The following is a 24,602-nucleotide window of genomic DNA, read 5'->3' on the forward strand; positions in this document are numbered from 1 at the left end:
TAATATTATAGTCAGTCAAAATTTGAAGAAAGTATTATTAACGACATAAAACAAAATTGAGACCATGAAAAGACATCTATCATTATTAATGATCTTGTGCTGGGGGATATTGTTACATGCCCAGACGGAATCAGAATTATCCTCTCCTAATGGAGAAATTAAAGTGACACTGAATATTACAGATAAAATCTATTATAGCATTGCCTATGATGGGGATGTATTATTGAAAGATAATTCTCTTCAATTGGCATTGAAGGACGAAGTGCTGGGACAGAATCCCAGATTACGTCGTCGGAAATATGTAAGTGTGGATGAGCAGCTGACTCCCGTTATGCCTCTTAAATTTTCGACGGTTACTAATCAGTATAATCAACTGACATTGACATTTAAAAATTATTCGGTTGAGTTTCGTGCGTATGATGATGGGGTTGCTTATCGGTTTGTGACTTCTCGGAAAGGTGAAGTGGAAGTTTTGGGTGAAGAGTTTGCAGTTAACTTCCCGGATGACTATTTACTCCATTTGCAGCAACCGGGTGGTTTTAAGACCTCATACGAAGAACCTTATACACATGTCTCCAGTAATGAATGGAAACCTTCGGATAAAATGTCTGTTTTACCGGTTTTAATAGATACACGTAAGCAATATAAAATATTAATCAGCGAATCTGACTTGACTGACTATCCTTGTATGTTCTTGAAAGGAACCGGTGATAATGGAATAGTCTCTACTTTTCCTAAAGCTCCACTTGCTTTTGGTGAAGACGGTGACCGTAGCCTGAAGATAACTCAAGAGGCGGATTATATCGCTAAAACATCAGGGGCAAGAAATTATCCTTGGCGTTATTTCGTGTTGACAAAAGATGATCGCCAACTTTTGGAGAACACGATGACTTATAAACTGGCCGGTAAGAATCAACTTCAGGATGTATCATGGATCAAGCCGGGACAAGTAAGCTGGGAATGGTGGAATGATGCTTCTCCTTACGGGCCGGATGTGAATTTTGTATCCGGATATAATCTGGAAACCTACAAATACTATATTGACTTTGCCTCTAAATTTGGTATACCTTATATTATAATGGACGAGGGCTGGGCTAAAAGTACACGTGATCCTTATACTCCAAATCCGAAAGTGGACCTGCATGAACTGATCCGTTATGGTAAAGAAAAGAATGTCGGCATTGTTCTTTGGCTGACATGGCTGACGGTTGAAAATAACTTCGATTTATTCAAAACGTTCAATGAGTGGGGAATAAAAGGAGTTAAGATTGATTTTATGGACAGAAGTGACCAATGGATGGTCAATTACTACGAACGTGTGGCGAAAGAAGCTGCCAAACATCATTTGTTTGTCGATTTTCATGGTTCTTTCAAACCGGCAGGTTTGGAATATAAGTATCCGAACATACTTTCTTATGAAGGTGTCAGAGGTATGGAGCAGATGGGCGGATGTTATCCGGATAATAGCATTTATTTGCCATTTATGCGCAATGCTGTCGGACCGATGGATTATACTCCCGGGGCGATGATAAGCATGCAGCCTAATGTATATAGGGCTGAACGCCCCAATTCCGCAAGTATCGGAACCCGTGCTTACCAGTTGGCGCTTTTTGTCATTTTTGAAAGCGGTTTGCAGATGTTGGCAGATAATCCGACTCTTTATTATCGGAACGAAGATTGTACTCGTTTCATTACGAGTGTTCCTGTCACTTGGGATGAAACGGTGGCTTTGGAAGCGAAGGCCGGTGAATATGCCATTATTGCTAAACGGAAAGGAGATAAATGGTTTATCGGTGGTATGACCAACAACGGGCAAACAGAGCGGGAATTCGCCGTGAAATTGGACTTTCTGAAGAAGGACCGTGCTTATCAAATGACATCTTTTGAAGATGGTATCAATGCAGGGCGTCAGGCAATGGACTACCGCTGTAAGTCTTCACAAGTGAAAAATGGAGATGTGCTGACTGTTAAAATGGTGAGGAATGGGGGCTTTGCTGCCGTGATTGAATAAGATAGGTGGATATTGTATTTGAAATAAAAAGGATGTTCTTGCAAATAAGAGCATCCTTTTTAAATATCACATTATGAATTTTTCTTCTATTTGCTTCTTTTAAAACAGTGAAAAGGTTTACTAGATTAGCATCTTGCTTTAATTAGATAGAGCAAAAAAGAGACATATCTTTCGATACACCTCTTTTTTGCTCTTCCTCTTGGACTTGAACCAAGGACCCTCTGATTAACAGTCAGATGCTCTAACCGACTGAGCTAAGGAAGAATGTTTGCAACTAAGATTTTCAACTTTGCTCTTCCTCTTGGACTTGAACCAAGGACCCTCTGATTAACAGTCAGATGCTCTAACCGACTGAGCTAAGGAAGAATGTTTTTCTCAATTGCGATGCAAAAGTAGTAGGTTTTTTTGAAATATGCAATATCTTTGCAAAAAAAAATATCGAGAATGGACAAAATAATAGGATTGGGCAACGCCCTAGTAGACGTACTTGCAACCCTGGAAGATGATATGCTCTTGGACGAGATGGGACTGCCTAAGGGAAGCATGCAACTCATCGATGATGCTAAGTTACAGCAGATTAACGCAAAATTTTCACAGATGAAAACGCATCTTGCAACAGGTGGATCGGCAGGAAATGCCATACTTGGACTCGCTTGTCTGGGTGCCGGAACCGGCTTTATCGGAAAAGTGGGAAATGATCATTATGGCGATTTTTTTCGGAAAAATCTGCAGAAAAATAATATTGAAGACAAATTATTGACCTCCGAACATCTTCCTTCGGGAGTGGCATCCACTTTTATTTCTTCAGATGGAGAGCGTACTTTTGGCACTTACTTGGGAGCAGCTGCTTCTTTGAAAGCTGAAGATCTGACATTGGAAATGTTCAAAGGTTATGCATATCTATTTATAGAGGGCTATTTGGTTCAAGATCACGAAATGATTCTTCATGCCATTGAGCTGGCCAAGGAAGCGGGACTGCAAATTTGTCTCGACATGGCAAGTTACAATATTGTGGCGAATGATCTGGAATTCTTTTCCTTATTAATAAATAAGTATGTCGATATCGTTTTTGCAAACGAGGAAGAAGCGAAAGCGTTTACTGGTGAAGAACCGGAAGAAGCATTGAGAGCGATTGCCAAGAAATGTAGCATTGCTATTGTGAAAGTAGGAGCAAATGGATCTTATATTCGTAAAGGCACCGAAGAAATAAAAGTGTCGGCTATTCCGGTTGAGAAAGTAAGGGATACGACCGGTGCAGGCGATTATTTTGCTTCCGGATTTTTGTATGGTCTGACGTGTGGATACTCGCTTGAGAAATGTGCAAAAATAGGTTCTATTCTCTCGGGAAATGTTATTCAGGTGATTGGAACAACAATCTCTCCGGAACGCTGGGATGAAATTAAGTTAAATATTAACAAGGTTCTGGCGGAATAACCAAGGTTTGAGTTACTTTTACGTCTCAATTTAATGAAAGATATATGAAAAAATTGCTGAATAGGCGGATAGCTCTTGTGGGAGTGGCTGTAATAGCTACGGTAGCTTTCTTTAGTTTTAAGAGTGGAGACGACCGCAATTTCCAGATAGCCAAGAATCTGGATACATTTAATGCGATTGTGAAAGAACTGGATATGTTCTACGTGGATACCATTGATCCGAATAAAACTATTCGTGAAGGGATTGACAATATGCTTTTCTCGCTGGACCCTTATACAGAATATTACCCGGAGGAAGATCAGAGCGAATTGGAACAGATGGTGAAAGGAAGCTTTGGAGGTATTGGCTCCCTCATTACTTATAATACGAAGTTGAAACGCTCTATGATTGCCGAACCGTTCGAAGGGACTCCGGCAGCCAAAGTTGGACTGAAAGCGGGAGATATCTTGATGGAAATAGACGGAAAAGATCTTGTCGGAAAGAATAACTCAGAGGTTAGCCAGATGTTGCGCGGACAAGCGGGTACAAGTTTTAAACTGAAAATAGAGCGTCCTAATGAGAAAGGTGGTCAGACACCGATGGAGTTCACCATTGTGCGTGAGTCTATTCAGACACCTGCCATTCCATATGCTGCTGTGATGGATAACAAGGTGGGATATATCAGTCTGAGCACATTCTCCGGTAATCCTTCCAAAGATTTTAAGAAGGCATTGCTGGATCTGAAGAAACAAGGAGCTACTTCTTTGGTTATCGACCTTCGTAATAATGGTGGTGGTCTGTTGGATGAAGCAGTTGAAATAGCTAATTATTTTCTGCCCCGTGGAAAAGTAATTGTAACGACCAAAGGAAAGACCAAACAGGCAAGTAATACCTATAAGACCCTGCGTGAACCGTTGGATCTGGATATTCCGATCGCTGTATTGGTAAACAGTGGTACGGCCTCTGCTTCTGAAATCCTGTCGGGGTCTTTGCAAGACTTGGATCGTGCTGTTATCATTGGTAATCGTACATTTGGAAAAGGGCTTGTTCAGGTTCCTCGTTCTCTGCCATATGGAGGAATGATGAAAGTAACTACTTCCAAATATTATATCCCAAGCGGACGCTGTGTGCAGGCGATCGACTATAAACACCGGAATGAAGATGGAAGTGTGGGAACCATTCCCGATAGCCTGACCAAGGTGTTTTATACGGCTGCCGGTCGTGAAGTGCGTGATGGAGGTGGTGTGATGCCTGATATTACTGTCAAGCAGGAGAAACTACCGAATATCCTGTTCTATCTGGTACGTGATAATCTGATTTTTGATTATGCGACTCAATACTGTTTGAAGCACCCTACTGTTGCTGCTCCTGAAAAATTTGTAGTGACGGATGCTGATTATAATGATTTCAAGGCATTAGTGAAAAAAGCAGACTTCAAATATGATCAGCAAAGTGAGAAGATTTTGAAAACATTGAAAGAGGCTGCTGAGTTTGAAGGCTACATGACAGATGCTGCTGAAGAGTTTAAAGCTCTGGAAAAGAAGTTGAACCATAACCTCGACCGTGATTTGGACTATTTCTCTAAGGATATCAAGAGAATGATTGCTAATGAAATAATCAAGCGTTATTATTATCAGAGAGGTGGTATTATTGAGCAGCTGAAAGACGATGATGATTTGCAGGAAGCGATAAAGATACTGAATGATCCTGCGAAATATAAAGAAATGCTAAGTGTGTCGGTGGCGAAAGAAGAAAAGAAGTAACGATCATTTTTTGATAAATACAGAAAGCGGTGAGTATCTTTACAATACTCACCGCTTTCTGCAACATATATACGTATTTACTGGTTGGCTAACGGAAGTGTGAAATAGAAGGTTGTGCCTTCGTTTTCTTTTGAATATACCCGGATGTGTCCACCCATCCTTTCTACCAATATCTTACAGAGTGTGAGTCCCAGTCCGGTACCTTGGGCGAAGTCGTCCACTTTGCCAAAACGCTGGAAAATGGTAGCAGCTCTTTCTGCCGGAATGCCGATGCCGGTATCTTTCACATAAAATTCTACAAAACTCTCTTTATTGAGAAAACCGAAATGGATTTCTCCTTTCGGGGTAAATTTAACGGCATTGCTAAGCAGGTTGCTTATGATTTGTATCGTTCGGTTCCAGTCAGCGGATATGAATGTGTTGGCATCTCCTCCATCCAGAATCAGTTGTACGCCTGTTTGGGCTTTATGGACATATTGTTGTTCTAATTGCAGACAGATGTCCAGTATTTTGATGGGCTGAATATTGAATTTAAGAGAGCCGGCTTCCAGGCTGGATAAATCGAGAATATCGTTAAAAAGATTCAGCAGCATATCTGAATTTCTTTCAATGATTTCAGCATACTGCATCTTTTCATTTTCGTTGTTTGTGCTGGATATCAATTTAGAGAATCCTACAATCGCATTCAGTGGTGTACGAATTTCGTGACTCATGTTTGCCAGGAAAGCCGATTTTAACCGGTCTGCTTCTTCGGCCTTGATACGGGCTGCGTCCAGTGCTTTCTCCGTTTTCTTAATTTCTGTGATATCCCACGAGATACCGATAATATAGGGATGTTCGTTATTGGAAGGTACAAGGCGTTTCATGGTGGTTATTGTACGGATTTCTCCGGTAGCGGCCATGTATTCTTCAAAATAATCCAGTTTCCCTTCTTTAAGTACCTTCATATCGTCAAGGCGGAATTTCTCCATATCTTCCGTCCGTTTAAAAATCTCAAAATCATTTCTGCCGATAGCTTTCTCGATGGGGATTCCGGAGTAGTCGGCAAAAGTTTTATTCCAGTATAAGTATCTGAAATCATTTCCGGAATCTTTGACGAACAGATATACGGGAACATTATTCACGATGGCTTGCATTAGTGAGTTGAGCCGCATAATCTCATTTTGTTGTTCGGCATTGGTTTGCTCTGTTTCCCAGAGTTGCGAAACATCACGGCACATGCATAACAGGTATTCTTTGTCGAGCAGAGAAAGCCAGTGTTCGTAGTGATGTGATACGCCATCCTGCATTAAGTCATGCCGGGCGATAGCACTCTTTCCGGTGCTGAATACTTTTTCCATATTTCTGCGTATGTTATTATACGCATCTTCCGGAAGAATATCTTTTATATTGGATCGGGTGATACTGTCTGCTGTAGTGCCTTCTACGTGATTGGTGGATGGAGAGGATACCAGTTCCACAATGTTGGCATTGCGGTCGAGAACAGTAAGCATATCAGGCAGATTGTCTAATATACGTTTGGAATATCTGTCTCGAAAACGTTCTTTTCTGCCAGAGGCTGATTCGGAGGAGAGTTGCTCTACTTTTTTCTCGAGATTTTGTATAATTTCTAACAGCTCCGCTTTTGTCTTGTTGTTGTAATCCTCCATAGGAGATAAATAATAACAGTTTTATGGTTGTGAAAAATGCATTTTTATGTTGCAAATATAGAATAAAAATTCAAGAAACGACCGAACTCCCAAGTTATTATAATATAAAAAAGAAGGATAGCTTTTGTCCTACTAATCAGAATGTTCTATCTTTGCACCAATTATATTTTAAATGATTTACAATATGTCTACAGAATTATTCTCTGCGCTGCCTTATAAAGTGGCAGATATTACGCTTGCTGACTTCGGACGCAAGGAAATCGATTTGGCAGAAAAAGAAATGCCCGGCCTGATGGCTCTTCGCGAAAAGTATGGAGAATCCAAACCGTTAAAAGGTGCCCGTATCATGGGATCATTGCACATGACCATCCAGACCGCCGTACTGATTGAAACATTGGTTGCGCTGGGCGCGGAAGTGCGCTGGTGCTCATGTAATATATATTCAACTCAGGATCATGCAGCTGCTGCGATTGCTGCTTCCGGGGTTGCGGTATTTGCCTGGAAAGGTGAGAATCTCGCCGACTATTGGTGGTGTACGTTGCAAGCCCTGAACTTCCCTGGTGGAAAAGGTCCGAATGTAATTGTAGACGATGGTGGTGATGCTACTATGATGATTCATGTCGGTTATGATGCTGAGAAGAATGCTGCCGTGCTGGATAAGGAAGTACATGCAGAAGATGAAATAGAATTGAATGCCATTCTGAAAAAAGTGCTGGCTGAAGATAAGACCCGCTGGCATCGTGTAGCTGAAGAAATGCGTGGTGTGTCGGAGGAGACGACGACCGGTGTACACCGTTTGTATCAGATGCAGGAAGAAGGCAAACTGCTGTTCCCGGCATTTAATGTGAACGATTCAGTGACAAAGTCTAAGTTTGATAACCTGTACGGATGTCGCGAATCATTGGCTGACGGTATCAAGAGAGCAACCGATGTGATGATTGCCGGTAAGGTAGTTGTCGTATGTGGCTATGGTGATGTGGGTAAGGGATGTTCACATTCAATGCGTTCTTACGGAGCACGCGTACTTGTGACGGAAGTAGATCCGATCTGTGCACTACAGGCTGCAATGGAAGGTTTCGAAGTTGTGACAATGGAAGATGCCTGTGCCGAAGGTAATATCTTTGTGACTACTACGGGTAATATTGATATCATTCGTATCGACCACATGGAGAAAATGAAAGATCAGGCAATTGTATGTAACATCGGACACTTCGATAATGAAATTCAGGTAGATGCTCTGAAACATTACCCGGGTATCAAATGTGTAAACATCAAGCCGCAGGTAGACCGCTATTATTTCCCGGATGGTCACAGTATACTTTTGCTGGCTGACGGTCGTCTGGTGAATCTGGGATGCGCAACAGGACATCCGTCGTTTGTGATGAGTAATTCATTTACCAATCAGACGTTGGCTCAGATCGAGTTGTTCAACAAGAAATACGAAGTAAATGTATATCGCTTGCCGAAACATCTGGATGAAGAAGTAGCCCGCCTGCATCTCGAAAAGATCGGTGTGAAACTGACGAAACTGACTCCTGAACAGGCCGCTTATATCGGTGTATCGGTAGACGGACCTTATAAGGCTGAACATTATAGATACTAATTTAATTGACAATTGACAGTTGACAAATGACAATGGGCAGCTATATAGGAGGTGTGACCTGCCGGGCTGCTATTGTTGACCTTCAATTGTCAATTGTCAATTGTCAATTGTCAATTTTATGAAGAAGTTCCTTCCCGACTTAATTGCTATTTTAGCTTTTATCATTCTTTCTTTTGCTTATTTTTTTCCGGCTGATATTGAAGGTCGTATTTTGTTTCAGCACGATACGGTGGCTGGAGTGGGAGCCGGTCAAGAAGCTCAGGAATATCTTGAACGTACAGGGGAACGTACCCGCTGGACAAATTCTCTTTTTGGAGGTATGCCTACCTACCAGATGTCTCCGAGTTATGATTCTACCAAACCGCTGAAGTGGATAGAAAACATCTATCATTTGTATCTTCCGCCCTATGTAGTGTTGACTTTCATTATGATGCTTGGGTTCTATATCCTTTTGCGGGCATTTGGGCTATCTGTCTGGCTGTCTGCTTTAGGAGGAATCATCTGGGCCTTCTCTTCTTATTTCTTTATCCTGATATCGGCAGGGCATATATGGAAATTTGTCACATTGGCTTATATTCCGCCTACGATTGCCGGTATTGTGCTGGCTTATCGGAAAAAATATCTGTTGGGAGGAATTATAACGGCTCTGTTCATCGCGCTTCAGATTCAGTCGAACCATATTCAGATGAGCTATTACTTCATGTTCGTCATCCTGTTTTTTGTAGGAGCTTACTTTGAGGATGCTTATAAGAAAAAGGAACTTCCACATTTTTTCAAAGCGAGTGCTGTTCTGATATTAGCTGCGGCAATAGGAGTATGTGCCAATCTTTCTAATCTATATCATACTTATGAGTATAGTAAGGAGACAATGCGGGGGAAGAGTGAACTGAAACAGGAAGGCCCTGCCGCCAATCAGACTAGTAGTGGGCTGGACCGTAACTATATTACGAACTGGAGTTATGGAATTGGTGAAACGCTTACTTTGCTGGTGCCGAACGTAAAGGGAGGAGCGTCGGTTCCTTTGGCAAAGAATGAGACAGCGATGGCAAAAGCGAATCCGATGTATAGCAGCATTTATTCGCAGTTAACACAGTATTTTGGCGATCAGCCTATGACTTCCGGTCCGGTATATGTGGGAGCTTTTGTTCTGTTTTTGTTCATACTGGGATGTTTTATTGTGAAAGGACCGCTGAAATGGGCCTTGCTGGGAGCTACAATCTTTTCTATCCTGCTTTCGTGGGGAAAGAACTTTATGGGTTTAACGGACTTTTTTATCGACTATATACCCATGTATAATAAGTTCCGTGCCGTATCTTCCATTTTGGTTATTGCTGAATTTACGATTCCACTGTTAGCGATCTTTGCTTTAAAAGAGGTCTTGACTAAACCGGAAATCTTGAAGGGGAAAGAGAATCGGACAGGTGTAATTATTACTCTGGCGCTGACGGCCGGTGTTTCGCTGATTTTGGCAGTTGCTCCGGGAGTTTTCTTCTCCAGCTATATTCCGGCACAGGAAATGTCGGCTCTACAGCAAGGGCTGCCTGCTGAGTATCTATCTCCGATCGTTGCTAATTTGGCAGAAATGCGCAAGGCGATGTTGACAACAGATGCATGGCGTAGTTTCTTTATTATAGTCGTAGGATGTTTCTTGCTATTCCTCTATCAGCAGAAAAAGTTGAAGGCTTCTCTGGCTGTGGCCGGTATTGCAATTCTTTGTCTGGTGGATATGTGGACTGTCAATAAACGCTATTTGAATGATGAACAATTTGTACCGAAGTCCAGACAGACAGGGGCATTTGTTAAAACTCAGACAGATGAGATGATCCTTCAGGATACGGCTTTGAATTATCGGGTATTGAATTTCGTAGGATTCCCCAATAATACTTTCAATGAAAATAATACTTCATACTGGCATAAGAGTGTTGGTGGTTATCATGCAGCCAAGTTGCGTCGTTATCAGGAAATGATTGATCACCATATAACTCCGGAAATGAAGGATGCCTATCAGGAGGTTGCTGCCGCTGGTGGTGCGATGGATAGTGTGGATGCTTCTAAATTCCGGGTGCTGAATATGCTGAACACGAAGTACTTTATCTTCCCTGCCGGTGAGCAAGGACAGACAATTCCTGTCGAGAATCCTTATGCGTACGGCAATGCTTGGTTTGTGGATAAGGTGCAGTATGTCAATAATGCGAATGAAGAGATTGATGCGCTGAATGATATTCTTCCGACGGAAACAGTTGTGGTCGATGCGAAATTTAAGGATCAGTTGAAGGGCGTAACGGAAGGTTATAAAGACTCCTTATCTACTATTCGTCTGACCAGCTACGAACCGAATCGCTTGGTATATGAGACTTCTTCTGCCAAAGATGGGGTAGTTGTTTTTTCTGAGATATATTATCCGGGCTGGCAGGCAAAGATTGACGGACAGCCGGCAGATATTGCTCGCGCTGACTATATTTTGCGTGTAATGAATGTACCTGCGGGTAAGCATACTATTGAGATGTGGTTTGATCCGCAGAGCTTGCATGTGACGGAAAGTATAGCTTATGCATCGTTGGCGTTATTGCTGATCGGAGTGATGGTGTTGATTTGGTTTAGCAAGAAGAAGTTAGTTCCCCAAAAGAAAGATGAGATTGAAAAGTCTTAATTCTACTGTCTGATCTCAAAGACTTGTATATTTATACTATATATTTAAAGCGGCTCCCTTCATCCCGAAGAGAGCCGCTTATGCATTCACTAAAAAATTATGAAAAACAAACGCTGTTATATGTTTAAATAGTTAGAATTTTCAAATTTTATTCGTATGATTGCCTTTATGCATCCTCATCTGAGGGGCCTTTTGGCGGGCAGTAGCCTGTTCGGTTTGCCACTTTGCATATTGTTCCGGAGTCAGAATTTTTTTTATCTTTTTCTTTTTAGCTTCTGCGGCTTTCTTTTGTATATCTTCAACATTCTGTTCTTTGTTCATCATAGGACGTTCCCCCATATCGTCGGGAAAGTTTCCTTCGCCCATTATCGGCGGTTCGCTACCGCCCATTGGCGGGCGACCGCCTCTCATGCCCGGACCTCCCATTGGCGGACGTTGTTCGCCGGAGTTTTGCATAGCTTTGAAATGTTCTTTCTGCTCTTTCAGATTCAGCTTATAGATTTTCTTGTATTGCTTTTCTGTCAGTTGAAGTGACTCTTGCATCCTGTCAGTCATTTGAGTTGCTATCTTTTCAGGATTCGGAACTTCGTGTGGAAGGCGTTGCTCATACTGCTGTCTTTCCTGTGGTTCCGGATGGTCTTGTGCCACAGCCAGACTGCTGCAACTTATCAGGCAGGCAGCAAGCCCTATTAGTCTCATGTTTCTTTTCATTCTTTTTGCTGTTAATTGGTTTCATATTCCAAAGTTAAGTAGTAGTTGAAATAGATGAAAATGAAATCGACAAAGAACGGAGTTTTATCTATAAAACATGGTGTCACTATCCTATGATGATAGTGTAAGCATCCTTGTCGGATGGTGTCACTATGAGTGCCGGATAGTGACACCATCCTGTTTCAAGAAAGAAACGAAGGTTGAAAAAAGGAAAATGTGAACATAAACAGTTGATTTATGGATAGTCTCATTTTATCCTAAGCCATTAAATTTGTGCCTGATTATAGAACGATTATTATGAAAAGACTATTGTTCATTTTTTCCTTTTTTTGCCTGCCTGTTATCGGTGGGAGTGCACAGAATGTTCTGACTCTGGAGAACTGCCTTCGTATAGGGATTGAAAATAATCTCTCGTTGCAGGGCAAACGAAAAGCAATGCAAAAAAGTAAGTATGGTGTTTCAGAGAATCGGGTGAAATTGTTGCCGCAGATCAATGGTTTTGCTAATTTCAATGATAACATCGATCCGCCTGTCTCCGTGACTGACGGTTCTTCTTATGGAGTGCCATATAATATCACCCGGACACTGCAATATGGTGCCAATGTCGGACTGGAATTACAGATGCCACTTTATAATCAGACTCTTTACACTTCGATTTCTATTGCAGAAATTGTGGATGAGATGAGCCGGCTTTCGTACGAAAAGGCAAGAGAAGATTTAATCTTGCAGATTAGTAAAATGTATTATCTGGGGCAAGTTACCGCGGAGCAGATCGCATTGATAAAAGCCAATATTACCCGATTGGAGGAATTGAGAGATATCACTCAGGCCTTTTTCGATAATGGAATGGCAATGGAAGTTGACCTGAAGCGGGTGAATATCAATCTTGAAAACCTGAAAGTGCAGTATGACAATGCGCAGGCGATGATGACACAACAGCTGAATATGCTGAAATATATCATGGATTATCCGGCAGAGAAGGAGATTGGATTATTACCGGTCAATACGGATAGTATTGCTACGGTAGCGTTGACCGGATTATCGGAAAATCTGTATGAACTTCAGTTGCTTCAATCGCAGGTACAGCTGGCAGAGAGGCAGAAACGGTTGATAAGTAATGGTTATATTCCTTCTCTCAATCTGACGGGGAACTGGAGGTTTGCTGCTTATACGGATGAGGCTTATCATTGGTTCCATTCCGGTCCGTCTAATCATTGGTTCCGTTCTTATGGAGTGGGGTTGACTTTGCGTATTCCTATCTTCGACGGTCTGGATAAGAAATACAAGATCCGGAAAGCGATGATTGATATTGAAATGATGAAACTTTCGCAGTTGGACATACGGAAGAACCTGCATACGCAATATCTGAATGCAGTCAATGATTTGATGAACAACCAACGCAACTTTAAAAAGCAGAAAGACAATTATCTGCTTGCCGAAGAAGTGTATGCAGTTACTACTGACCGTTACAGGGAAGGAATCACATCGATGACTGAGGTGCTGCAAGATGGAATGCGGATGAGTGAAGCACAGAATAATTACATTAGCGCACATTATAACTATCGGGTGACTAACCTGATGTTGTTGAAGTTGACCGGACAGATAGCGTCCCTGTTCAAATAATAGATAACTAATTGAATCATTCATATGGAAACAATGGAAAAAAATACAGTCTCCGGTACACATCAGGAGAAAGCTAAGAAGATGAGAAAATTACGTCGTTGGCAGATAATAGTAAGTTTATTTGGAGTCGCTATTATCGTTTGGGGAGTGATTGAAGTTGTTTTTCTCTTTCTGGGCTATAAGCAGACAGAGACCAGTAATGATGCACAGATAGAGCAATATGTGTCGCCTGTCAATCTGCGTGCATCAGGCTATATTAATAAGATTTATTTCACAGAACATCAGCAGGTGCACAAAGGGGATACATTGCTGGTGCTGGATGACCGCGAATATAAAATCCGGGTGATGGAAGCTGAAGCTGCATTGAAAGATGCGCAGGCAGGCGCTACTGTGATAAATGCGACCTTGCAGACTACGCAAACAACTGCATCTGTATATGATGCTTCTATTGCCGAAATAGAAATCCGGCTGGCAAAATTGGAGAAGGACCGGCAACGCTATGAAAATCTGGTCAAACGAAATGCGGCCACACCTATCCAGTTGGAACAGATTGCGACCGAATATGAAGCTACCTTCAAGAAGCTGGAAGCGACAAAGCGTCAACGGGAAGCAGCTCTTTCAGGAGTGAATGAAGTTTCTCATCGTCGTGAGAATACGGAAGCTGCTATTCAGCGTGCGACGGCTGCGCTTGAGATGGCACGGCTCAATCTTTCATATACAGTTGTATTGGCTCCTTGTGATGGCAAGTTGGGCCGGCGTTCGTTAGAGGAGGGACAGTTTATTACAGCAGGACAATGCATTACGTATATCCTTCCGGATACCCAAAAATGGATTATTGCTAATTATAAAGAAACGCAGATTGAGAATCTGCGTATCGGGCAGGAAGTTGCCATCACGGTAGATGCTATCAGTAAGAAAGAGTTTACAGGCAAAGTGACTGCTATTTCCGGAGCGACTGGTTCCAAATATTCACTGGTGCCAACGGATAATTCAGCAGGAAACTTCGTAAAGATACAGCAGCGTATTCCTGTCCGTATTGATTTCACGGATTTGTCGAAAGAAGATAATGATAAGTTGGCGGCAGGTATGATGGTAGTAGTAAAAGCTAAACTCTGATGATCATGCCTTCATGTCCTAGAAATTATCCTTTTTACAATTGGGTGCCCAAACCGGTAGGTATTATCATCCTATTGTTCTTTTTCCTGCCCATTCTTTCAGTAGGCGGAGTTTATTCTGTAAACAGTACCGAGATGATGAGCGGCTTAGGCATTATTTCCGAGCATATTCAGTTTGCTAATTTTGTGACCTCTATCGGTATGGCAGCGTTTGCTCCTTTTTTGTATGAACTGGTTTGCATACGCCGGGAGAAGCTGATGTGCATAGGTGGCTTTGCACTTATGTATGTTTTCAGTTATGTGTGTGCCAAAACTGACAGTATCTTTTTGCTGGCGCTTTGTAGTCTGCTGACAGGGTTCCTGCGTATGGTGCTGATGATGGTCAATCTGTTTACATTGATTAAATATGCTTTTGGTATGGAGGCAACGCGTAATATCACTCCCGGCATGGAGCCGAAAGATGCGGCGGGATGGGATAAGCTGGATATAGAGAAATGTGTCAGCCAGCCGGTAGTTTATCTGTTTTTTATGATTTTGGGGCAAATGGGCACAGCGCTGACGGCTTGGCTGGCTTTCGAATACGAATGGAAATATGTATACTATTTTATGATGGGCATTCTGCTGCTTTCCATTTTGATCCTGTTTATTACGATGCCTAATCATGGCTTTACCGGACGCTTTCCGATCAATTTCCGTAAGTTCGGCAATGTAACTGCCTTTTGTATATCATTGACGTGCATCACTTATGTGTTGGTTTATGGCAAGGTGCTGGACTGGTATGATGATCAGTCTATTTGTTGGGCAACGGCAGTCAGTATTCTTTTTGCCGGTATTTTTCTTTATATGGATGCTACCCGGCGATCCTCTTATTTTATATTGGGAGCGCTGCGGCTACGTACGATTCGTATGGGAGCTTTGCTTTATTTACTACTGATGATTATTAATTCCAGTGCGATGTTTGTCAATGTGTATGCAGGGGTTGGGATGCACTTGGATAATTTGCAGAATGCATCATTGGCAAACTGGTGCATGGTTGGTTATTTTATAGGTGCCTTGATTTCTATTGTGTTGGGGTCTAAAGGGGTACATCTGAAATATCTTTTTGCTCTTGGCTTTTTCTTTTTGGTGTTATCGGCAGGATTTATGTATTTTGAGGTGCAGACAGCCGGACTTTACGAGCGAATGAAATATCCTGTGATTATCCGTACCATCGGGATGATGATTCTATATGCGTTGACAGCGGCTTATGCCAATCAGCGGATGCCTTTCAAATATCTTTCTACCTGGATCTGCATTATGCTTACCGTGCGCATGGTGCTGGGCCCGGGCATTGGAGGGGCAATCTATTCGAATGTATTGCAGGAGCGGCAGCAACATTATATAACCCGTTATGCGCAAAATGTAGATCTGGTCAATCCGGAAGCTTCCTCCTCCTATAGCAATACTGTGCAGGGAATGCAATATCAGGGAAAGAGTGAAACGGAAGCACATAATATGGCTGCTATGTCCGTCAAAGGGCGGATACAAGTACAGGCAACACTCTCTGCTGTGAAAGAAATGGCGGGATGGACTATTTATGCTGGTGTTATTTGTATGATTTTTGTGCTCGTTGTGCCTTACCCCAAACGAAAATTGCTAACTTAGTATTGTTTTTCAAATAGTAATCAGATTATAAGTGTTTTGTTATTATGAATACCTTTCAGGAACGTTTGTTACAACTGGACCGGGATTTATTGAGTGGGAACAATATCTGTAGTTCGAGGGGAGTGCTGAACGCCTTTCCGTCTTCTTTAAAGAAACTCTTTCTCATGAGGGGGCTTGGGCTGATTATCTGTCGGCAGGGAAATTTTCAGTTTGCGTTGAATCAACGCTTATTTCGGGCAAACGCCGGCGAAACTCTCTTTATCCCGGAAGATTCGCATTTCCAGGTGCTTCAGGAATCCGAAGATATGGAGGTATTTATTCTTGCCTATCAGATCCAGCCTATACGGGATATTATCGGTAATTCGGTTGTTTCCATGTATATGTATTCACAACTTATTCCGGAACCTTGCTATGTGTGGACTACTGGGGAAGAAAATGAAATCGTAAAATACATGTCTTTGCTGGACAGTGCTCTGGAAATGGAGGAGAGTGTGTTCAACCTTTATGAAAGAAAACTCCTTTTGCTGGCCCTTACATATCGGATCTGTTCTATTCACAATCGTAAACTGATCAGTGTAGGGCAAGAAACCGGGGGAAGAAAAAATGAAATCTTTGTCCGGCTGATTCAACTCATAGAGCAATATTATATGAAGGAACGTGGAGTCGGATTCTATGCAGATAAGCTTTGTCTGTCTCCCAAGTACCTGTCTGCGCTTGCCAAGAATATTTGCGGATATACAGTACAGGAGCTTGTCTTTAAAGCTATTATTCGTAAGTCGATCTCATTACTCAAAAATACACAGAAAGACATTCTGGAGATATCTAATGAATTAAACTTCCCCAATGCTTCTTATTTCGGCACATTCTTTAAGAAGCAAATGGGGATGTCGCCTCAACAATATAGGAGGAACCTTTAATGGGAAAAGTTTTCTCCTGTATTGACTGTTATTCTTTTTCTCCGTAAGCCAGATCGCCTGCGTCGCCCAGTCCCGGCACAATGTAGGAATGTTCGTTGATTTCAGGATCGATGGCCGCGCACCAGATGGTTGTTTTGTTCTCGGGAAATACATTCATAATATGTTCGATTGCGTGTTGGCTGGCAATGATGGACGCTACGTGAATTTCGGCTGGATGACCTTTGGTGAGCATTGCCTGGTAGCTTAGCTCCATGCTGCCGCCTGTAGCCAGCATTGGGTCAGTGATAATCAGCGTTTTGTCATCAATACGGGGAGAAGCGATATATTCTATGTGTATATCAAACTTCAGTGTGTCCTTATATTTACGATAGGCAGAGACGAATGCGTTTTCCGCCCCGTCGAAATAACTTAGAAAACCCTGGTGAAAAGGAAGACCGGCGCGGAGAATGGTGCTGATGACAAGCTGGTTGTCCGGTGTGCTGACGGGAGCAATACCTAGTGGTGTCTGGATGTTTTTTACAGAGTATCGGAACTCTTTGCTCATTTCGTAGGCCATGATTTCTCCGATCCGTTCAATATTACGGCGGAAACGCAGGCGGTCGTTCTGAACTTCTACATTTCTGATTTCGGATATGTACTGGTTTAGAATCGAATTTGTTTGGCTAAAATCAATTACTTTCATATTATAGTTTAATCATAATTTAATCTCATTTTCATCGTATTGACAACATACTGGCTTGCAAAGTAAACGATAATCTTTCAAATTGCAATATTCAGTTTGCAGATATTGTTAGGAATTTATAAAAGAGATTCAATTAGGGAAAAATTTCTCTAATCCCTTCTTCCTTTTCAAAGAAAGTATTACTTTTGTACCCGGATTTACAAGGGGCATCCAAAGCTCCTTTCTTTAAGCTGGAAAGAGATAATAAAACAAAATACCAATTTTAATTAATTCAAAAGAAAATGGCAAATTTAGATTTGAGCAAGTACGGTATTACAGGTGTAACTGAAATCCTGCACAATCCGTCTTATGATGTTTTGTTCGCTGAAGAAACAAAACCGGGTCTGGAAGGCTTTGAAAAAGGTCAAGTAACAGAATTAGGCGCTGTTAATGTAATGACAGGTATCTATACCGGTCGCTCTCCTAAAGATAAATTCTTCGTTAAGAATGAAGCTTCTGCTGATTCAGTATGGTGGACTTCTGACGAATATAAAAACGACAACAAACCTTGTACAGAAGAAGCTTGGACTGACTTGAAGGCTAAAGCTGTTAAACAATTGTCTGGCAAACGTTTGTTTGTTGTTGATACTTTCTGCGGTGCTAACGAAGCAACTCGTATGAAAGTACGTTTCATCATGGAAGTAGCTTGGCAGGCTCACTTCGTAACTAACATGTTTATCCGTCCGACTGCAGAAGAACTTGCTAGCTATGGAGAACCTGATTTTGTATGTTTCAACGCTTCTAAAGCAAAAGTTGATAACTACAAAGAGCTTGGTTTGAACTCTGAAACTGCTACTGTTTTCAATTTGAAGACTAAAGAACAAGTTATCCTGAATACTTGGTATGGTGGTGAAATGAAGAAAGGCATGTTCTCTATCATGAACTATATGAACCCGCTTCGTGGTATCGCTTCTATGCACTGTTCTGCTAATACAGATATGGAAGGAACTAGTTCAGCTATCTTCTTCGGTTTATCTGGTACAGGTAAGACTACTTTGTCTACTGACCCGAAACGTAAGTTGATCGGTGACGACGAACACGGATGGGATAACGAAGGCGTATTCAACTACGAAGGTGGTTGCTATGCTAAAGTTATCAACCTGGATAAAGAAAGTGAACCGGATATCTACAACGCTATCAAACGTGATGCTTTACTTGAAAACGTAACTGTGGCTGCTGATGGTAAAATCGACTTCACGGATAAGAGTGTAACTGAAAATACTCGTGTTTCTTATCCTATCTATCACATCGAAAATATCGTTAAGCCTATTTCTAAAGGTCCGCACGCTAAACAAGTTATCTTCTTGTCAGCTGATGCATTTGGTGTATTGCCTCCGGTATCTATCCTAAATCCGGAACAAGCTCAATACTACTTCCTGTCTGGATTTACAGCTAAATTGGCTGGTACAGAACGTGGTATCACTGAACCGACTCCGACATTCTCTGCTTGCTTTGGTGCTGCTTTCTTGTCATTGCACCCGACTAAATATGCTGAAGAATTGGTGAAGAAGATGGAAATGACTGGTGCTAAGGCATACTTGGTTAATACAGGTTGGAATGGTTCTGGCAAACGTATTTCTATCAAAGATACTCGTGGTATCATCGATGCTATCCTTGACGGTTCTATCGACAAAGCTCCTACTAAGGTTATTCCTTTCTTCGACTTTGTTGTTCCTACAGAACTTCCGGGTGTTGATCCGAAGATCCTTGACCCACGCGACACTTACGAATGTGCTTGCCAATGGGAAGAAAAAGCAAAAGATTTGGCTGGACGTTTCATCAAGAACTTCGCTAAGTTTACAGGTAACGAAGCTGGTAAGGCTTTAGTTGCTGCTGGTCCGAAGCTCTAATCGAACATAGATATGTAATGCAAAACTGGGCGGTTCCGAAAGGAGCCGTCTTTTTTTGTTAATATGAAGGTAATTCCGTATCTTTGTTAATCTGAATTATATCCGATAAAACGCTGACAAAGAAATGATTATTACTTATTTAAAACTCTTTTATACGTTCGCAAAAATTGGTATGTTTACTATTGGCGGAGGCTATGCCATGATTCCTTTGATAGAACGTGAAATAGTAAAGAAAAACTGGATGAGCAAGGAAGAATTTATGGAAATGTTTGCCTTGACTCAATCACTCCCCGGTGTTTTTGCAGTAAATATTTCCATTTTCGTGGGTTATAAACTTCATAAAGTAAGCGGAAGTCTGGTATGTGCATTGGCGACTATTCTGCCTTCTTTTGCTATAATGATGCTGATTGCCATGTTCTTTGCCCGTTTTCAGGATAATGAGGTAATGATTCGTATTTTTAATGGGATACGTCCGGCAGTAGTAGCGTTGATTCTGTTTCCCTGTATATCTGCGGTCAGAGCTTTGAAATTGAAGTATGTACAACTGGTAGCCCCTGTGATTGCTACTGTCTTGATCTGGCAATTCGGGCTTTCTCCTGTTTATGTAGTACTGGCGGGAATTGCCGGAGGGTTGGTATATACGCTATGGTTGAAAGATAAGATTAAAGATATAAAGGCATGATATATTGGCAGTTACTTTGGGTGTATCTGAAAATAGGTACGTTTGGTTTCGGAGGTGGTTATGCTATGCTTTCACTTATCCAGCATGAAATTGTAGATCTCCACCACTGGCTGACTCCCCAGCAATTTACGGATGTAGTGGCGATTTCTCAAATGACTCCGGGACCTATTGGCATTAACAGTGCTACTTATGTAGGCTATGCAGTGACACAAAGTGTATGGGGAGCGGTGCTTGCTACTGTGGCAGTTTGTTTGCCTTCCTTCATATTGGTTTTACTGATCTCTTATTTTTTCGCGAAGTGTAAGGATAATAAATATATTAAAGCAGCGATGTCCGGCTTACTTCCTATGTCGGTGGCATTGATTGCTTCAGCTGCCTTATTGATGATGAACAGAGAGAACTTTATTGATTATAAAAGTATAGGAATCTTTGCGGCAGCTTTCTTTATTACATGGAAATGGGATTTGCATCCTATTCTGCTGATCTGCCTGGCAGGTGTGGCAGGAGTAATCTTGTATTAAAAAAACTTATTATAAGAAACGTTATTGCTTGTCTGTCATTACTTTGTCTATTTTTGTGAAAGTTGGACTAAGAAACAGAATTATGGTGTATCTGGATACCGATAAGCAAACCTGTGCGGATTTAAGCATAACGGAAAGCGTGTATGACGAGCAACCTCTTTGTTCCTTGTTTCTGAAAACAGAAACGAAACAGGGGAAATCTCTGATGCTGGAGTGGATTATGTATCCGTTGAGTGACTGGGAGACGATCTGTAAACGTCAGAAAGCAATCGACTGGGAGTTTCTGCCGGATCTTCCCCTAAATGAGGAGGAACTGGATTTTATCGAATATTATCTAGGTTACCGCGATCAGATAAGGAGAAATAATATTCTATTTACATGTGCCGGACTTATTGACCGTCTGGTGAGATACGATCCTAATCGTTATGTTATTTGCAGAGGAGTGAAACTCGTTATTCTCATGTTGCATCGTTTGGAAGAATGGGTGACAGGGGCGAGGAGTGATATGCCTAAATTGTTGAAGGAGGCTGCCTGTACTGTGCGGAGTATTTTGCATGGAAGTGAACTGGAAGAAGTGCTGGAGCAAACTTCTGATGAAAAAGCCCGCTTATCGATTTATGCTATTGATAAATATGATTATCTGTTTCGTTCCACCCGTCTTTTGTCTGTCAAAGAGTTGTTATCCATTATTTATTTACTGGATGTTTGCAGAACGGCCCATCGGGTTGCAAAAGAAAAGAAGCTTAATTGTACTCCTAAGATGGTACAAGCAATGGAGTTTTCTGTAGAGGGAGTCGTGCATCCGTTTGTGAAGAATGCGCAGCGAAATAATTGGGACATGTTTCAGGGGAATATCTCGCTTTTTACCGGTTCCAATATGGCGGGAAAGTCTACTACGCTAAAGGCATTGACTCTGGCTGTTTGGCTGGCTCATTGCGGATTACCCGTTTTTGCCGAGTCGATGACTTGTCCGGTTTATGAAGGTATCTATACTTCTATAAATTTACCGGACTCTCTGAGAGACGGGCGGAGCCACTTTATGGCAGAGGTACTTCGGATTAAAGAAATACTGATAAAAGTGGGAAGCGGGAAGAAGTGCTTGGTGGTGCTGGATGAAATGTTTCGGGGAACAAATGCGAAAGATGCGTTTGAGGCTTCCGTTGCAGTCAATGAATTATTGAGAGACTTTCCACATTGTCATTTTCTGATATCGACGCATATTCTCGAGTATGCAAAAGCATTTGAACATGATTGCTCCTGTTGCTTCTACTATATGGAGGCCGAAATCAAGGAGGATAATTTTGTATGCCCTCATCGGTTGCTGAAAGGAATATCGGAAGCCAGGGTTGGGTATTGGATTGTAAAGAAGCTGTTGAATATGCATGAACTTGAGATAGAAAAAGCCCGCTAGATCTCATCTGGCGGGCTTTTAACTTATTTAAAGCGATTGCTTACGATTTGTTCGCACGTTTACGTTCGATTTCATCCAGAATAACTTTGCGCATACGCATTGCTTTCGGAGTCACTTCTACATATTCATCTTCTTTGATGTACTCCAGTGCTTCCTCAAGTGAGAACTGAACGGGCGGAATCAGACGAACTTTATCATCAGATCCGGAAGCGCGCATGTTGGTGAGCTTCTTGGATTTTGTAACGTTGATAACCAGGTCGTTGTCATGAGAGTGCTCTCCTACTACCTGGCCTGCGTATACTTCGTCTTGCGGGAAGATGAAGAACTTACCGCGGTCCTGTAATTTATCGATAGCATAAGCAAAAGCGGTTCCGCTTTCCATGGCAATCATAGAACCGTTGGTACGGCGTTCGATTTCTCCTTTGTGCGGCTGGTATTCTTTGAAACGGTGTGCCATGATAGCTTCACCGGCAGAAGCAGTCAGTACGTTGGTACGAAGACCGATGATACCACGCGAAGGCATATCAAACTCAAGGTTGATACGTTCGCCCGTATTTTCCATCTTCACCATTTCACCTTTACGGCGGGTCACCATATCAATAATCTTGCTTGAATATTCTTCCGGCACGTTGATTGTCAATTCTTCAATCGGTTCGCACTTAACGCCGTCTATTTCTTTAAAGATAACCTGTGGCTGGCCTACCTGCAATTCGTATCCTTCGCGGCGCATGGTCTCGATCAATACAGAAAGATGAAGTACGCCACGACCGGAAACGATCCATTTGCCGTCTTCTTCACTCTTTCTTACGCGAAGTGCCAGATTCTTATCAAGCTCTTTCATCAGACGATCGTGGATGTGGCGTGAGGTAACGAACTTACCGTCTTTTCCGAAGAACGGAGAGTCATTGATGGCAAATAACATACTCATCGTCGGCTCGTCGATGGCGATTGGCGGCAATGCTTCCGGATTTTCGAAATCGCAGACAGTATCTCCGATCTCAAATCCTTCGATACCTACCAATGCGCAAATATCTCCTGATGAAACTTCATTGGTTTTTACGCGTCCCAAACCTTCAAATACATGAAGTTCTTTAATTTTAGATTTGAACATGTCGCCATTGCGTTTTACAAGCGTAATGTTCATTCCTTCTTTCAGGGTACCGCGGTGTACACGACCTACAGCGATACGACCGGTATAAGAAGAATAATCCAGTGAAGTGATTAACATCTGCGGAGTTCCTTCCAGTTGTTTGGGAGCCGGGATGTTTTCGATAATACAGTCCAGTAACGGGGTAATGGTTTCTGTAGGCTTTTGCCAGTCTGTACTCATCCAGTTATTCTTGGCAGAACCGTAAATAACGGGGAAGTCCAGCTGGTCTTCCGTTGCGTTGAGGCTGAACATCAGATCAAATACCATTTCGTAAACTTCTTCCGGACGGCAGTTGGGCTTATCTACCTTATTAACTACCACAATTGGTTTCAAACCGATTTCCAGTGCTTTCTGAAGAACGAAACGTGTTTGGGGCATCGGGCCTTCGAAAGCATCGACTAGCAGAATACAGCCATCTGCCATATTCAATACACGTTCTACTTCACCACCGAAGTCGCTGTGTCCCGGAGTATCAATGATGTTAATTTTAGTACCGTTGTAGTTGATGGATACATTTTTAGAAAGGATCGTTATACCACGTTCACGTTCCAGGTCGTTGTTATCCAGGATAAGTTCACCACTATTTTGATTGTTGCGGAATAGATTTCCTGCCAACAACATCTTGTCAACCAGCGTTGTTTTCCCATGGTCAACATGGGCAATGATTGCAATGTTTCGAATATTTTGCATATAATACCTATTATTTGGCGGCAAAGGTACGAAAATAGGATTAGAAATATATGCTATAACTACATTTTTTTTCTTGTAAAACGTTGTGAGATATAAAGATAATGTCTATCTTTGCACGCTCAAAAGAATAATTTACTATATAAAAATTCTAAAAATTATGTATTTAGACGCAGCTGAAAAGCAAGAAATCTTTGGAAAGTACGGGAAGTCTAACTCTGATACTGGCTCAACTGAGGCGCAGATAGCTTTGTTTTCCTACCGTATTTCTCATCTGACTGAGCACATGAAGCTCAACAGAAAAGATTATAGTACAGAGAGAGCTTTAACAATGTTGGTAGCAAAACGTCGTCGTTTGCTTAACTACCTGAAAGCTAAAGATATCGCAAGATATCGTGGTATTGTTAAAGAACTTGGTTTGCGTAAGTAATCTACTTGCCGCGAAAAGATTAAAAAGGGGCTGTGTCAAAACTAAGGCACA

General features: G+C 41.9%; 18 protein-coding genes and 2 tRNA genes. 14 read left to right on the top strand and 6 right to left on the bottom strand.

The features are described from left to right. The first annotated feature begins 64 nt into the window (after positions 1–64). Positions 65–2,011 (top strand): glycoside hydrolase family 97 protein, encoded by a 1,947-nt coding sequence (locus HMPREF2794_RS08125; protein WP_070751311.1) that lies wholly within the window; start codon positions 65–67, stop codon positions 2,009–2,011. A gap of 190 nt (positions 2,012–2,201) precedes the next feature. Here the strand turns inward: HMPREF2794_RS08125 and HMPREF2794_RS08130 are convergent. Both HMPREF2794_RS08130 and HMPREF2794_RS08135 read right to left on the bottom strand, forming a co-directional pair. Continuing rightward, positions 2,202–2,275: transfer RNA gene (locus HMPREF2794_RS08130), tRNA-Asn, on the bottom strand. 28 nt (positions 2,276–2,303) lie between these two features. Beyond that, a tRNA-Asn gene (locus tag HMPREF2794_RS08135) sits at positions 2,304–2,377 on the bottom strand. A gap of 78 nt (positions 2,378–2,455) precedes the next feature. On the opposite strand from HMPREF2794_RS08135, the gene HMPREF2794_RS08140 reads away from it, so the two are divergent. Together HMPREF2794_RS08140 and HMPREF2794_RS08145 are read left to right on the top strand one after the other, a co-directional pair. Continuing rightward, positions 2,456–3,445 (top strand): adenosine kinase, encoded by a 990-nt coding sequence (locus HMPREF2794_RS08140; RefSeq protein WP_010535624.1) that lies wholly within the window; start codon positions 2,456–2,458, stop codon positions 3,443–3,445. 44 nt (positions 3,446–3,489) lie between these two features. Then, positions 3,490–5,187: a S41 family peptidase gene (locus HMPREF2794_RS08145; protein WP_070751312.1), complete on the top strand. Its 1,698-nt coding sequence runs from the start codon at positions 3,490–3,492 to the stop codon at positions 5,185–5,187. A 77-nt stretch (positions 5,188–5,264) separates the two neighbouring features. On the opposite strand, the gene HMPREF2794_RS08150 is transcribed toward HMPREF2794_RS08145, so the two are convergent. Further along, positions 5,265–6,836 (bottom strand): PAS domain-containing sensor histidine kinase, encoded by a 1,572-nt coding sequence (locus tag HMPREF2794_RS08150; RefSeq protein WP_070751313.1) that lies wholly within the window; start codon positions 6,834–6,836, stop codon positions 5,265–5,267. Between the two features lie 184 nt (positions 6,837–7,020). Here HMPREF2794_RS08150 and ahcY point away from each other — a divergent pair, with 184 nt between their 5' ends. After that, positions 7,021–8,439, top strand: coding sequence for an adenosylhomocysteinase (gene ahcY, locus HMPREF2794_RS08155; RefSeq protein WP_070751317.1), 1,419 nt, complete (start codon positions 7,021–7,023; stop codon positions 8,437–8,439). 118 nt (positions 8,440–8,557) lie between these two features. Next, entirely contained in the window at positions 8,558–11,089 is a 2,532-nt protein-coding gene (locus HMPREF2794_RS08160) for a YfhO family protein (RefSeq protein ID WP_070751314.1), read from the top strand. A 141-nt stretch (positions 11,090–11,230) separates the two neighbouring features. Here the strand turns inward: HMPREF2794_RS08160 and HMPREF2794_RS08165 are convergent, their stop codons facing one another. Then, positions 11,231–11,800, bottom strand: coding sequence for a hypothetical protein (locus tag HMPREF2794_RS08165; protein WP_070751315.1), 570 nt, complete (start codon positions 11,798–11,800; stop codon positions 11,231–11,233). A gap of 297 nt (positions 11,801–12,097) precedes the next feature. On the opposite strand from HMPREF2794_RS08165, the gene HMPREF2794_RS08170 reads away from it, so the two are divergent. Genes HMPREF2794_RS08170 through HMPREF2794_RS08185 form a run of 4 tightly spaced genes read left to right on the top strand, consistent with a single transcriptional unit; the run spans position 12,098 to position 17,099 of the window. After that, the gene (locus HMPREF2794_RS08170) at positions 12,098–13,423 is read left to right on the top strand and encodes a TolC family protein (RefSeq protein WP_070751316.1); all 1,326 of its coding nucleotides are present in this window, start codon (positions 12,098–12,100) and stop codon (positions 13,421–13,423) included. A 24-nt stretch (positions 13,424–13,447) separates the two neighbouring features. Next, the gene (locus HMPREF2794_RS08175; protein ID WP_010535616.1) at positions 13,448–14,539 is read left to right on the top strand and encodes an HlyD family secretion protein; all 1,092 of its coding nucleotides are present in this window, start codon (positions 13,448–13,450) and stop codon (positions 14,537–14,539) included. Between the two features lie 5 nt (positions 14,540–14,544). Beyond that, positions 14,545–16,182, top strand: coding sequence for a hypothetical protein (locus HMPREF2794_RS08180; RefSeq protein ID WP_055269596.1), 1,638 nt, complete (start codon positions 14,545–14,547; stop codon positions 16,180–16,182). A gap of 44 nt (positions 16,183–16,226) precedes the next feature. After that, entirely contained in the window at positions 16,227–17,099 is an 873-nt protein-coding gene (locus HMPREF2794_RS08185; protein ID WP_010535614.1) for a helix-turn-helix domain-containing protein, read from the top strand. 28 nt (positions 17,100–17,127) lie between these two features. Here the strand turns inward: HMPREF2794_RS08185 and upp are convergent, their stop codons facing one another. Then, positions 17,128–17,781 (bottom strand): uracil phosphoribosyltransferase, encoded by a 654-nt coding sequence (gene upp / locus HMPREF2794_RS08190; RefSeq protein WP_010535613.1) that lies wholly within the window; start codon positions 17,779–17,781, stop codon positions 17,128–17,130. Positions 17,782–18,062: 281 nt separating this feature from the next. Between upp and pckA the strand changes: the two genes are divergently transcribed. The 4 genes from pckA (at position 18,063) to HMPREF2794_RS08210 (ending at position 22,284) form a co-directional block, all read left to right on the top strand. Beyond that, positions 18,063–19,670, top strand: a complete 1,608-nt coding sequence (gene pckA / locus HMPREF2794_RS08195) for a phosphoenolpyruvate carboxykinase (ATP) (RefSeq protein ID WP_010535612.1) — start codon at positions 18,063–18,065, stop codon at positions 19,668–19,670. A gap of 124 nt (positions 19,671–19,794) precedes the next feature. Further along, a complete protein-coding gene (locus HMPREF2794_RS08200; protein ID WP_010535611.1) occupies positions 19,795–20,352 on the top strand; it encodes a chromate transporter in 558 nt (185 codons plus the stop codon). Then, entirely contained in the window at positions 20,349–20,873 is a 525-nt protein-coding gene (locus HMPREF2794_RS08205) for a chromate transporter (RefSeq protein WP_010535610.1), read from the top strand. The genes HMPREF2794_RS08200 and HMPREF2794_RS08205 overlap by 4 nt, the downstream gene beginning before the upstream one ends. A gap of 82 nt (positions 20,874–20,955) precedes the next feature. After that, complete coding sequence (locus HMPREF2794_RS08210; RefSeq protein ID WP_010535609.1) at positions 20,956–22,284, top strand: MutS-related protein; 1,329 nt, start codon at positions 20,956–20,958, stop codon at positions 22,282–22,284. A gap of 40 nt (positions 22,285–22,324) precedes the next feature. Here the strand turns inward: HMPREF2794_RS08210 and typA are convergent, their stop codons facing one another. Beyond that, positions 22,325–24,124, bottom strand: coding sequence for a translational GTPase TypA (gene typA / locus HMPREF2794_RS08215; RefSeq protein ID WP_010535608.1), 1,800 nt, complete (start codon positions 24,122–24,124; stop codon positions 22,325–22,327). A gap of 157 nt (positions 24,125–24,281) precedes the next feature. On the opposite strand from typA, the gene rpsO reads away from it, so the two are divergent. Beyond that, positions 24,282–24,551 carry a 30S ribosomal protein S15 gene (rpsO, locus tag HMPREF2794_RS08220; RefSeq protein WP_010535607.1) on the top strand — a complete coding sequence of 90 codons (270 nt, stop codon included), beginning with the start codon at positions 24,282–24,284 and terminating at the stop codon, positions 24,549–24,551. The last annotated feature ends 51 nt before the right edge of the window (positions 24,552–24,602 follow it).

Source organism: Bacteroides sp. HMSC067B03, from assembly GCF_001811315.1.
Taxonomy (GTDB): domain Bacteria; phylum Bacteroidota; class Bacteroidia; order Bacteroidales; family Bacteroidaceae; genus Bacteroides; species Bacteroides faecis.

Bases quoted from the DNA above. Each gene is read 5' to 3' on its own strand.
- HMPREF2794_RS08125 (WP_070751311.1), top strand. From the start codon at position 65: ATGAAAAGACATCTATCATTATTAATGATCTTGTGCTGGGGGATATTG.
- HMPREF2794_RS08140 (WP_010535624.1), top strand. From the start codon at position 2,456: ATGGACAAAATAATAGGATTGGGCAACGCCCTAGTAGACGTACTTGCA.
- HMPREF2794_RS08145 (WP_070751312.1), top strand. From the start codon at position 3,490: ATGAAAAAATTGCTGAATAGGCGGATAGCTCTTGTGGGAGTGGCTGTA.
- HMPREF2794_RS08150 (WP_070751313.1), bottom strand. From the start codon at position 6,836: ATGGAGGATTACAACAACAAGACAAAAGCGGAGCTGTTAGAAATTATA.
- ahcY (WP_070751317.1), top strand. From the start codon at position 7,021: ATGTCTACAGAATTATTCTCTGCGCTGCCTTATAAAGTGGCAGATATT.
- HMPREF2794_RS08160 (WP_070751314.1), top strand. From the start codon at position 8,558: ATGAAGAAGTTCCTTCCCGACTTAATTGCTATTTTAGCTTTTATCATT.
- HMPREF2794_RS08165 (WP_070751315.1), bottom strand. From the start codon at position 11,800: ATGAAAAGAAACATGAGACTAATAGGGCTTGCTGCCTGCCTGATAAGT.
- HMPREF2794_RS08170 (WP_070751316.1), top strand. From the start codon at position 12,098: ATGAAAAGACTATTGTTCATTTTTTCCTTTTTTTGCCTGCCTGTTATC.
- HMPREF2794_RS08175 (WP_010535616.1), top strand. From the start codon at position 13,448: ATGGAAACAATGGAAAAAAATACAGTCTCCGGTACACATCAGGAGAAA.
- HMPREF2794_RS08180 (WP_055269596.1), top strand. From the start codon at position 14,545: ATGCCTTCATGTCCTAGAAATTATCCTTTTTACAATTGGGTGCCCAAA.
- HMPREF2794_RS08185 (WP_010535614.1), top strand. From the start codon at position 16,227: ATGAATACCTTTCAGGAACGTTTGTTACAACTGGACCGGGATTTATTG.
- upp (WP_010535613.1), bottom strand. From the start codon at position 17,781: ATGAAAGTAATTGATTTTAGCCAAACAAATTCGATTCTAAACCAGTAC.
- pckA (WP_010535612.1), top strand. From the start codon at position 18,063: ATGGCAAATTTAGATTTGAGCAAGTACGGTATTACAGGTGTAACTGAA.
- HMPREF2794_RS08200 (WP_010535611.1), top strand. From the start codon at position 19,795: ATGATTATTACTTATTTAAAACTCTTTTATACGTTCGCAAAAATTGGT.
- HMPREF2794_RS08205 (WP_010535610.1), top strand. From the start codon at position 20,349: ATGATATATTGGCAGTTACTTTGGGTGTATCTGAAAATAGGTACGTTT.
- HMPREF2794_RS08210 (WP_010535609.1), top strand. From the start codon at position 20,956: ATGGTGTATCTGGATACCGATAAGCAAACCTGTGCGGATTTAAGCATA.
- typA (WP_010535608.1), bottom strand. From the start codon at position 24,124: ATGCAAAATATTCGAAACATTGCAATCATTGCCCATGTTGACCATGGG.
- rpsO (WP_010535607.1), top strand. From the start codon at position 24,282: ATGTATTTAGACGCAGCTGAAAAGCAAGAAATCTTTGGAAAGTACGGG.